Source organism: Bartonella jaculi (genome assembly GCF_039543045.1).
In the GTDB taxonomy this organism is placed as follows: Bacteria; Pseudomonadota; Alphaproteobacteria; order Rhizobiales; family Rhizobiaceae; genus Bartonella; species Bartonella jaculi.
In genome coordinates, this window is sequence record NZ_BAABIZ010000037.1 from 1 (window position 1) to 8,994 (window position 8,994).

The following is an 8,994-nucleotide window of genomic DNA, read 5'->3' on the forward strand; positions in this document are numbered from 1 at the left end:
TGTGCTAGACCTTCAAGACGCTTTCCGCCTGCTTGGGTCCATTTCTGTAGCTCTGCAGGGACAGCTTCATATTCACCCTGATTGAGCTTTTTTAACAGTGTCGAGTTACAAAAGGCTGCTGTTCCTATATTATAGCAAAAAGATACTAACGCCGCGAATTGTTCATCCGTTAATGAGACCGTAACAGCGCGTTCAACAGCATTTTCAAATTGTCTTAAATCTTGGCAAAGAAGTTCTTCTGCTTGCTTTTCAGTGATTGTCATACCTTTATGAACAAAAGGTTTTCCAGCACTGTTTGTATGTCCATAACCTATTGTCCACACCCCAATGGCATCTTTATAGGCGTTCAAACGCAAACCTTCCCATTGTTTGATAAGTGCAAGCCCTTCTTTTGATATTTTTCGCATATGATTCTCCATAAAAAAAAGCCCCGCACAAGGCGGGGATGAGTGAATATTAAAAATTGTAATTATTGCATTTATTAAAAATCTCGTTTCATGTAACTTTTTTCTGTGTTATACGTTACATGAAACATAATGGAGATTTTATTATGGGTACAATGCACGTTAATGAACGGGTTCAAAAACACCGCAATACGCAAAGAAAAGCAGGTTTGCGCTTAATGCAGATTTGGGTTCCAGATATACGCCAGCCAAATTTTGCAGAAGAGTGTCGCCGCCAATGTCGCTTAGTAGCAAAAATGGATAAAGCTGATACATCTATACAGTTGTTTATGGATCAATCTTTAATGGATGTTGATGGTTGGACAGAATGATGCGTGGTTCTCTGGTAACAATAGCGATACAAGGTGATTTTGGTAAACCAAGACCCGCATTGATCATTCAAGCTAATCAATTTAGTGAACATACCAGCATGACGGTTTTACCAATTACAAGTACACTTGTTGATGCGCCATTACTCCGCATTACGATTCAGCCAAACGCTAAAAATGGTTTGCAAAAACCTTCGCAAGTAATGATTGATAAGATTATGACGGTAAGATGTGACAAAATGAGTTCCATTTTTGGCTCTCTTCAAGCAAAGGAAATGCTGGAGATTGAACGTTGTTTGGCTGTATTTTTAGGAATAGTAAAATAAAAATTGGATTTTTTTCTTCGGAAAGATAGCTTGGTTAAGCTTTATGTAGCTTTTTCATTGGAACAAAAGAATGTATTTGACATTATTTATTATGTATCTTATAAGCTACAGATATTTATTGTCAAAAAAACACTATATTTTATAGAATGGTTAGACTCATTAAAAGACAAACAAGCGCAAAAGAAGGTTGCTGCACGCATTTTGCGCCTTGAATATGGTCTTTTAGGTGATGTGGAATATTTCCGTGGTATTGGTGAGTTAAAAATAAATTATGGACCAGGCTATCGGGTTTATTTTGTAAAACAAGGAAAACAAATCATTTTATTGTTAAATGCTGGTGATAAATCCACACAACAAAAAGATATCGAAAAAGCCCTTCAATTAGTAAAGGAAATGAAACATGGAAATTACTAAATTTGATGTAAGTGAATATTTTAACACGCCTGAAGACTTTAAGATTTTATTAGATGATGCTTTAGAAACTAAAAATAGTGGTTATATTGCACATGTATTAGGTATTATTGCACGTAAACAAGGAATGACAGCTGTTTCTCAAGAGACAAGTTTAAATCGCGAGTCCCTCTATCGTTCTTTAAGTGATAAAGGCGACCCACGGCTTTCTACTTTTCTTAGTGTTTTGAGTGCTTTAAATTTGCAGATTAGCTTAACGCCTATCCAAAATAATTGTAAGGAACAAGCAGCTTTAGAAGAAGCATCTTGACTACCTCCCCACCTTTAAAGATGGGGAAGGGAGGTATTTAAGCAATCATTTTTAATGAGGGGCTCTACATTTGGTTTATAACCTATCATGTATCCTCTTCGTCCATATGGATTACGCCTTCGCCTTCGTCGCATGCGTTTGGTGGGGCGTTTGGATCAAGGGTATCATCCTTGTCTGGTGTTGTGTTTGCAACGTTTCCAGCCGCATCTTCTTGCGCTTCATCAAAAAGTTCGCAGTCTATTTTTGTTGTATATCCACCTGTTTTATCAAACTTGTGTTTGACACTTTTGATGCGCCATTCTGTTGGAATATAGGGGCGGAAAGGGGGCTCTTGAATAAGCTTTGCTTCTGCTTGCACAAACGGATCACCACCGATATCACATGAGAAAGAAGACTTACCGCGTGATGATTTATTGCGATAAGCAGCAATGGCTGCAACCGCTTCTGATTGGTTATGGTAGGTATATTTGAGTTCATGAAAAGGTTCTTTACCAACTTTGACTTCCTTTTTCTCACCAGTGCGGATATCATGATAGCTTGCAAGGACACCGCCTTTTTTCTCTTGTTCTTGTTCTTGTTTTTCAGAGGATTGTATTTCTGCTTTAGGCAAATTAGGGATATCATTTTCATCCATATGGATCACATCTTCGCCTTCTTCAATTTCCTCTGGTTCCCTTGCATCAGCGGCGGCTTTTTGGTCATCTCCTGCATCTGTTGCTAAGCCATTGGCACTACCTGCTTCATCGCGTGCACTATATTTAAAATCCCAAGAGGTGCAATGTTTTTCATGAATAACAACAATAGGGAGTGTTTCACCGGTAATGGCTTTTCCTTCACCGCGTTTGGCAAGCACCAATTTGCCATCAACGGGCTTTGCGACCGCATCATATTCTTCTGCAAGGCGTGTGGCAAAAGCCATATCACTTTCTGCGGTTTGATCAATGTGACGCACAACAATTTTGGCAAGAGCAGGGTCGACCTTTGCTGTATAGCCATTGCGCTGTGCTATCTTTTGAATAATGTTGCCAAGGGTTTGTTGGTGATAGGATTGGCTTTTTGGTGTTCGATAGGACGTGTTCATAGAAGCAGCACGCCCTGTAACATTTAAGGTTTGTGGTGGACTGCTTACAGAGATTTCATCAATCAGATAGGCGCCCATATCGCGGTTTTTACCACCTTCATAGCCAAGGGTGACAGAAAGGATAGTTCCTATGAGAGGAATATCAAGAAAGCCGTTATCACTGTCACGGGCGCGGTCATCAAGCTCTATGGTGATACGATCACTTTTGTCTTCTGCTTCATCAGTAATTTCAATCGACAAAACATAGTCCATCAGCACGCGTGTAATGTCTTCTCCATTTGCTAGAACCATGCAAAAAGGTTTCATGATTTGCTACCCCAAATTCTAATGACTGGTGTGGCTTTAGGATAGGGGAGGGCCGGCAAGAGTATGGTGATACCTGCTTTTAAGATGGGTCCATAGTCTGCAAGACCAAAATTCGCTGCATAGACGCGTTCAACAGCAAGCGCTTGTTGACCCTTGGCATAATATCTCCAGCAAATAGCATCAACCATATCGCCTTCTTTTGTTACGTAAAGATCATTCATAGTTCTTCACCATATTCTCTCAAATTGACGGTAAATTCTTGTTTTTTAGGCGCGCCATTTTGATGAAAGAAGCTTTGCTTTTCTTTTACAGAAAGGATGACAAATTTTCCTAAAATCTTCCCCTGACCCGTTACGAGGATGTGAGGACCATGATGTGCCATTTGTCGTAAATATTCCAGTTGTCTATAACCGCCTTTAAAGTCTGGATAAACCACACCTGTTAGGGAAAATGCTGCATTGGCAACAGCTGGCAATTGAAGAGCAGCCTTGCGCCTCAATCGACCTTGCTCTACCCATGGGATGTCATAGGTCATATCGAGGGCTTGATAAGCTGCTGTTTCAATGGAAAAGATAAAACTACCTAAAGCTAACATCATGATGTTTAATCCGAAAGGCTGGAGGCGATAGCCAAACGCTGTTGTTTGGCATAGTGTTCAAGGGCTTGATTTACGGCGGCGCGGATTTCGTCTTTTAAACCATTGGGAACAGAAATATTTAAATTTGAAATCATCACACGGGCGTCTACTTCAACGGGTTTATGAACCGTAATTGGCTTTGGAGTTTTAAAGGCACCCACTTTTGCATTTGTTGCTTGCATTTGTCCTGTTTCAACGACACTTGTATTAAAACCACTCTTGCGTTTTTCAGGTGGGGTATTTGTAACCACTGCTGTATCCAGCATTTTTTTTGCCCGAGCATTGGTTTCATCGGTAAAGGTTTTAATGGTTTGGGTTGAAGTTTTGTTGATTGAGACGTTAAAACCGAGCTTTTCTTTCATCCAATGAGGCATCCAGCTGGTTAATTTGCTTATCATGCCGCTAAACCAGTTGCATAGATCAGTCCACTTGCTTTTGATACCGTCCCACAGTCCTCCAATCAGATTGGCACCTGCTTCCATTAAATTGACCCCAAACAGCCAATCAATCAATGCATTGATTTTTTTCGCAATCCAAGAGAGTGGTGAAAACTTTTTAAACAGAGTAAAGAGTTTACCAAAAACGCTACTACACAAGCTAGCAAAAGAATCCCATAACTTGCTTATGAAGTTCACTACCGTATCCCAATTTTTGTAGAGCAAATATCCAGCGCCTACAAGAGCTGCAATGCCACCAATTATCCAACCGATAGGTGTGGTCATGATAGCAATACCGAGCGATATAAAAGCAGAACCAACGGCAGTTATTGCCGAAATCAGTGTACCTATAAGAGTTAAAGCAAGACTGGCAACTGCAGAAGCAGCTGAGGCTAATGCTGAAAGCAGTGATCTTCCCAGAGTAGCAGAAAATCTAATAAAAGCTTTATCTGCTACGATTATTTTTGAGAGCAGGGATTTTCCAAGATTTGCAGCCAGACCGGTAATTTTAGAACCAACGGAAGTGAAGGCTGAAAGCACTGGTCCTGAAAGAGCGAAAGCAAGCCTGATAAAAACTGCGCTTACTATGGCTAGTGATGTAAGCAGCCAGCCATTGATTTTGTCCCAATTTTTGTAGAGCAGATATCCAGCTCCAACAAGTGCCGTGATACCACCAAGTATCCAACCTATGGGTGTGGTCATGATTGTGATACCAAGTGTGACAAATGCGGCTCCTACGGCTGCTAATGCGGCAATGAGTGGACCAAAAATAAAGGAACCAAGGGCTATAAGACCTATCTTAAAGAGAGTTATTTCACCAACCAAAGGCTCTAGCCAGCGAAACCAGCCTTTAATTCTCTCTGTAAGATCACTGATGCCTTTTCTTAAATCAGAGGTAGGATTAAGCAAATCATTAAGGACTTTTTTTAAGGTTTTAGCCCAGCTCGCAACGGTTGTTTGAATGAGGTCACGGTTTTCATCAATCAGGCGAGAAAAACCGTCAATCATATCATTGATCACGGGCATGAAACGCGCGCCAATAAAGCTAGCGATACCGCCTATTTTTTTCTTAAAGGCTCCCATTTTGTCGCTTAAATCTGCTGCGTAGCGTGCAACATCGGCACCTATCAGCCATTTTCCTTTCCTAGCCTTTGCAAACAGCTCTTTAATGGATGCCATTCCTTGCGCAAGCATGGCGGCCATTTCCTTGCCATCCCCACCAAACAGCAGAGCAGCAATATGCTGTCTTTGTGCTTGATTTTTCATCTTACTCATCTTGTCGGTAATTTCTTCCAACAAAGCCGAATTTGATTTGAGTTTTCCAGAGGCATCTTTTACCGAAATACCAAGTGCCTCAAAGCCCATAATGCCTCTTTTTTGTCCAGCATATGCTTGCGCAGAACGCCTATTTAAAGTTGCTAGAGATTGTTGAAAGAGTTCAGCGGAATATCCTGAATTATCGGCTGCATCGCCCCATAATTGAAGCGATGCAACACTCATCCCCAAATGTCGTGATGCGTGGTGAAGACTATCCCCCAGATGCATGGTTTTCATGGTAACGGCGGTCACACTTGCCACAAGACCACCCCCAGCAAGCCCTAGGACACCGGTAAAGACCGAAGCACGACTTGCCGCTATGCCAAGAGCACTTTGAACGCCATGAAGGCTTTTTGTCATGTTTTTGACAGCAGCAGAAAAGCGCGGAATCCCCAAATTATGGGATAATGTTTTTGAAAGTTTATTGAATTTCTCTTGCACACGTTTTAAAGGCGCGGTGAGTTTGTCTTCAAGAGACAACTTGACCTTTGCATCGGCAACTTTTTTACTCATTTTGTCTTATACCTTTCTGCTGCTTGTTTTCGCCAAAAGAGCAACTCTCTTGGTTCCATTTCCATCATCTCTGAAAGAGACCAATGGAACACAATGGCAATATCGGCAATCAGTTTAGCGGCGGTTTCCCAGTCGAGGTGTCCCGCCGTTTGATAAAAGATTCCAAAATTTCTCCAATTTTTGAGAGGTCATTGATATCGAGTTCACTGATAGCCTCATGTGGCCATTCAGAAAGACGTGCAATCATAGCGATTGTTTGCTCTATGCCTTCTTTTTTGTCGATGGCTTGCAAATCTTTTGTTTTGGGGCGCCGTAAGGTAATTTCGGCGTGTTCTTTTCCTTCAAAGGTAATAGGGATAAGCAATTGATGGGTAACAGTTTGTTGTATAGTCATTTTTATAATCCTATGTTTTCTCTGTGGTCTGCAAGTTGATTGACACCATTGAATTTTCTCACCAAGTTGAGGACATCTATCTCAACGATTTCAACGTCTTTCTGGACATATTTGAAATATTGCAATGTGAAGGTAGCTGTAGAAGTTGCTTTGCCTCCCGGTTGCCATTCTGCCATTTCAAAGCCTTTGCAAAGCCCTCTCATGGTAATGATAACCCCTTCTGCCGGCGTCCCTTGCGCTTGCATTGAACTGCGCAATGAGATGTCGACATCTGTGCGTCCCAACAGCGCCATTAATTCTGGTGAACAATCAGAAATGGTCATGGTAAGGGAGAGAGTTTCAAGACCAAGGTCAACCTCAATGGAGGAATCCATGCCTCCGCCACGATAGTTTTCAACGACCAAATTCAAGTTCGGGAGGGTGACGCTTTCACACTTTGCTTGATAGGGAATACCGTCGACAAAAATGTTAAAATATTTCAGAACTCTTGGTAAAACAGGTACGGTCATTAAAAGATCTCCTCTAAATAATCATTCACAATGCGTGAACGGAATGTGATGTGTTCTGCTGGTGTTGTTGGTGTGAATTCGACATTGAAATAGACTCTGCCGCCTTCAATAGCGCTTGCTGTATTCAACTCTGGATCGGGTGTACAACGCCCCCCAAGAATGGCGCCTTGTGCTTTTAAATCACGCAAATAGGCATTGACGCTTTCACTGACATCACTCATGTAGGTTTTTTTGATATTGCGGTCGACAGCCCATAGATGCCCGCGCAAAATGGCGTCATTGATCATATCTGCGGTTCTCACCACCGATAAGAAAGCAAATTTTGTATCGCTTGAAAGGGTGCGATTACCCCAAAGACGATAACCGTTTTCGCGAATAATGGTTGTGATGTTTTGTTCGTTAAGAAGGTTGGCGCGGCTTGATCGATCACCAATGGAAAAATCAATGGGGCGCGCAGTTCCAACAATGCCATTGATCACTTTGTTTGAAGGTGAATGCCAAAAACCGTGTGTAAAATCTGTTTTGGCAATGACACCAGCAACTGCTGCACTTGCTGGCTGTTCTACAATTTTTCCATCACGATTCACTTTTACAAACGGATCAATGATAATGGCGCGCTTTGAATCAAAATCCTTTGCTGTGCTGAGTGCTGCTTCATCTGTTGTGTTTGGTGCATCAAGCACCACAATAGCACGCAGACGCTCTGCAATGCCAATGAGTTCTGCCGCTACTGGATTAGAGGTTGTACTGATTTCGGCTTTGGCTGTCGCACCAGTGCCATCTCCTTCAATCGTCACATTTGGGGCGGTGTGATAATCAAAGCCACTGTCTTTAATGACAACAGAAGTTACTTTTCCATCTTTCAGGATTGCTTCTGCTTCTGCACCGCCTTCGATTTTAACGGTTGCTTGTGTGTAACCACTTCCTTGGTTTATCACATCAATCTTGCTAAGACTGATAGGGCGTTTGTGCGTAAAGCTTGGGGCGATGAGAATGCGTGGTGTTTGTCCCACAATGGATTGTGCTCCGATCAAAGCGTGGACGCCTTCATAAGCACCATTTGCGTTCACACCGCCTAGAATATTGGTAAGTGTCGCGCTTTCATTATCACCTTCGTTCACACGTACGACGACAACAATTGCTCCCACTTGCTTGAAAATGAGATCAAGAGCATTAGGCAATGTGCCTTGACGCTTGCCTGTTTTATCCAGTTTAGCGGCTTGTGAAAGAGAACCGGTAACCAAAACCGGTGTGTTAAGAGGAAAGGCTTGTTCATCAGCATCGGGCGCCGTGCCAACAATCCCGATAACTGCCGATTGAACCGCGCGAAGGGGGCGGGTGCCGTCGTCGACCTCAACGACTTCAACACCGTGTAAAAAACCTGTTGCCATACTTTATGCTCCTTTAAATATTGGTGAATGAAAATGAATGGGAAAAATGAGGGTTGGATTTGAAATCGCACCCTTTAAACAGCAAATCATAAGGATTTTGGTTCACTCGCATTTCAAATCCAAGTGAGTAAAAGAGACGGTAAAGGCGGTCAAAAGAGAGAAGTTGCTATCCTCAATGAACCACAAGCCACTCTACTCATGACCTATATGCGTAACAATGATACGGTGCGTGCATTCAAAAAAGCACTCGTTAAAGCTTTCTATGATTTAAAAAACCAGTTAATTGATGATGACCGTGATACACGCTTTGATTTTCCAAGCAACTGGGATGAAATGGGACCTACTGAAAAAGCTGTTTATATTTATGGACCGCTTCACATGCATCTTGTGAAAGCTTTTACATTAGTAGAAGAGAGCAAACACTATAAAACGCTTGTTGAAGAAGCCAAACGAGTTTTAGTAAGCCGTTCTATCAAACTTACGTAAATATTCTCATTTCTGATTACATCTACTGTTGATTTCCTGCTTCTTCGAGGCTGGTTTCACCAAAGTCACAAGACATTGGCCAGAGCCTTCCTCTCCACAGGCTG

Annotated in this window: 14 protein-coding genes; 5 read left to right on the forward strand and 9 right to left on the reverse strand. The window is 42.0% G+C overall.

What is annotated here, in order from left to right; genetic code table 11:
* Positions 1-407, reverse strand: a 407-nt coding sequence (locus tag ABD915_RS08270; protein WP_345117297.1) for a lysozyme, incomplete at its 3' end; no start/stop codon positions are given.
* Between the two features lie 143 nt (positions 408-550).
* Between ABD915_RS08270 and ABD915_RS08275 the strand changes: the two genes are divergently transcribed.
* From ABD915_RS08275 to ABD915_RS08290, 4 genes are all read left to right on the forward strand, one after another.
* On the forward strand, positions 551-775 hold the full coding sequence (locus ABD915_RS08275) for an antitoxin MazE family protein (protein WP_345117299.1): 225 nt from the start codon (positions 551-553) through the stop codon (positions 773-775).
* Entirely contained in the window at positions 775-1,098 is a 324-nt protein-coding gene (locus tag ABD915_RS08280) for a type II toxin-antitoxin system PemK/MazF family toxin (protein ID WP_208431501.1), read from the forward strand. The genes ABD915_RS08275 and ABD915_RS08280 overlap by 1 nt, the downstream gene beginning before the upstream one ends.
* Before the next feature lie 111 nt (positions 1,099-1,209).
* On the forward strand, positions 1,210-1,512 hold the full coding sequence (locus ABD915_RS08285; protein ID WP_345117321.1) for a type II toxin-antitoxin system RelE/ParE family toxin: 303 nt from the start codon (positions 1,210-1,212) through the stop codon (positions 1,510-1,512).
* A complete protein-coding gene (locus tag ABD915_RS08290) occupies positions 1,499-1,819 on the forward strand; it encodes an addiction module antidote protein (RefSeq protein WP_345117301.1) in 321 nt (106 codons plus the stop codon). Before ABD915_RS08285 ends, ABD915_RS08290 begins: the two co-directional genes overlap by 14 nt.
* Before the next feature lie 85 nt (positions 1,820-1,904).
* On the opposite strand, the gene ABD915_RS08295 is transcribed toward ABD915_RS08290, so the two are convergent.
* The 8 genes from ABD915_RS08295 to ABD915_RS08325 are packed head-to-tail and all read right to left on the reverse strand — an operon-like array spanning position 1,905 to position 8,404.
* On the reverse strand, positions 1,905-3,206 hold the full coding sequence (locus ABD915_RS08295; RefSeq protein ID WP_345117303.1) for a phage late control D family protein: 1,302 nt from the start codon (positions 3,204-3,206) through the stop codon (positions 1,905-1,907).
* A complete protein-coding gene (locus ABD915_RS08300; protein ID WP_345117305.1) occupies positions 3,203-3,427 on the reverse strand; it encodes a tail protein X in 225 nt (74 codons plus the stop codon). The genes ABD915_RS08295 and ABD915_RS08300 overlap by 4 nt, the downstream gene beginning before the upstream one ends.
* Entirely contained in the window at positions 3,424-3,804 is a 381-nt protein-coding gene (locus tag ABD915_RS08305; protein WP_345117307.1) for a phage tail protein, read from the reverse strand. Before ABD915_RS08305 ends, ABD915_RS08300 begins: the two co-directional genes overlap by 4 nt.
* Before the next feature lie 5 nt (positions 3,805-3,809).
* Positions 3,810-6,110 (reverse strand): phage tail tape measure protein, encoded by a 2,301-nt coding sequence (locus ABD915_RS08310; RefSeq protein ID WP_345117309.1) that lies wholly within the window; start codon positions 6,108-6,110, stop codon positions 3,810-3,812.
* Positions 6,107-6,271, reverse strand: a complete 165-nt coding sequence (locus tag ABD915_RS10325) for a GpE family phage tail protein (protein WP_425548205.1) — start codon at positions 6,269-6,271, stop codon at positions 6,107-6,109. The genes ABD915_RS08310 and ABD915_RS10325 overlap by 4 nt, the downstream gene beginning before the upstream one ends.
* Entirely contained in the window at positions 6,220-6,504 is a 285-nt protein-coding gene (locus ABD915_RS08315) for a phage tail assembly protein (protein WP_345117311.1), read from the reverse strand. Before ABD915_RS08315 ends, ABD915_RS10325 begins: the two co-directional genes overlap by 52 nt.
* 2 nt (positions 6,505-6,506) lie before the next feature.
* Positions 6,507-7,013 (reverse strand): phage major tail tube protein, encoded by a 507-nt coding sequence (locus ABD915_RS08320; protein WP_345117313.1) that lies wholly within the window; start codon positions 7,011-7,013, stop codon positions 6,507-6,509.
* Positions 7,013-8,404, reverse strand: coding sequence for a phage tail sheath subtilisin-like domain-containing protein (locus ABD915_RS08325; RefSeq protein ID WP_345117315.1), 1,392 nt, complete (start codon positions 8,402-8,404; stop codon positions 7,013-7,015). Before ABD915_RS08325 ends, ABD915_RS08320 begins: the two co-directional genes overlap by 1 nt.
* A 123-nt stretch (positions 8,405-8,527) precedes the next feature.
* On the opposite strand from ABD915_RS08325, the gene ABD915_RS08330 reads away from it, so the two are divergent.
* Positions 8,528-8,890, forward strand: coding sequence for a Rha family transcriptional regulator (locus ABD915_RS08330; protein ID WP_345117317.1), 363 nt, complete (start codon positions 8,528-8,530; stop codon positions 8,888-8,890).
* Positions 8,891-8,994: the final 104 nt, after the last annotated feature.

What these genes read in the sequence shown, in the direction of transcription:
- ABD915_RS08275 (WP_345117299.1), top strand. Translation starts at nt 551, where the DNA reads ATGGGTACAATGCACGTTAATGAACGGGTTCAAAAACACCGCAATACG.
- ABD915_RS08280 (WP_208431501.1), top strand. Translation starts at nt 775, where the DNA reads ATGCGTGGTTCTCTGGTAACAATAGCGATACAAGGTGATTTTGGTAAA.
- ABD915_RS08290 (WP_345117301.1), top strand. Translation starts at nt 1,499, where the DNA reads ATGGAAATTACTAAATTTGATGTAAGTGAATATTTTAACACGCCTGAA.
- ABD915_RS08295 (WP_345117303.1), bottom strand. Translation starts at nt 3,206, where the DNA reads ATGAAACCTTTTTGCATGGTTCTAGCAAATGGAGAAGACATTACACGC.
- ABD915_RS08300 (WP_345117305.1), bottom strand. Translation starts at nt 3,427, where the DNA reads ATGAATGATCTTTACGTAACAAAAGAAGGCGATATGGTTGATGCTATT.
- ABD915_RS08305 (WP_345117307.1), bottom strand. Translation starts at nt 3,804, where the DNA reads ATGATGTTAGCTTTAGGTAGTTTTATCTTTTCCATTGAAACAGCAGCT.
- ABD915_RS08310 (WP_345117309.1), bottom strand. Translation starts at nt 6,110, where the DNA reads ATGAGTAAAAAAGTTGCCGATGCAAAGGTCAAGTTGTCTCTTGAAGAC.
- ABD915_RS08315 (WP_345117311.1), bottom strand. Translation starts at nt 6,504, where the DNA reads ATGACTATACAACAAACTGTTACCCATCAATTGCTTATCCCTATTACC.
- ABD915_RS08320 (WP_345117313.1), bottom strand. Translation starts at nt 7,013, where the DNA reads ATGACCGTACCTGTTTTACCAAGAGTTCTGAAATATTTTAACATTTTT.
- ABD915_RS08325 (WP_345117315.1), bottom strand. Translation starts at nt 8,404, where the DNA reads ATGGCAACAGGTTTTTTACACGGTGTTGAAGTCGTTGAGGTCGACGAC.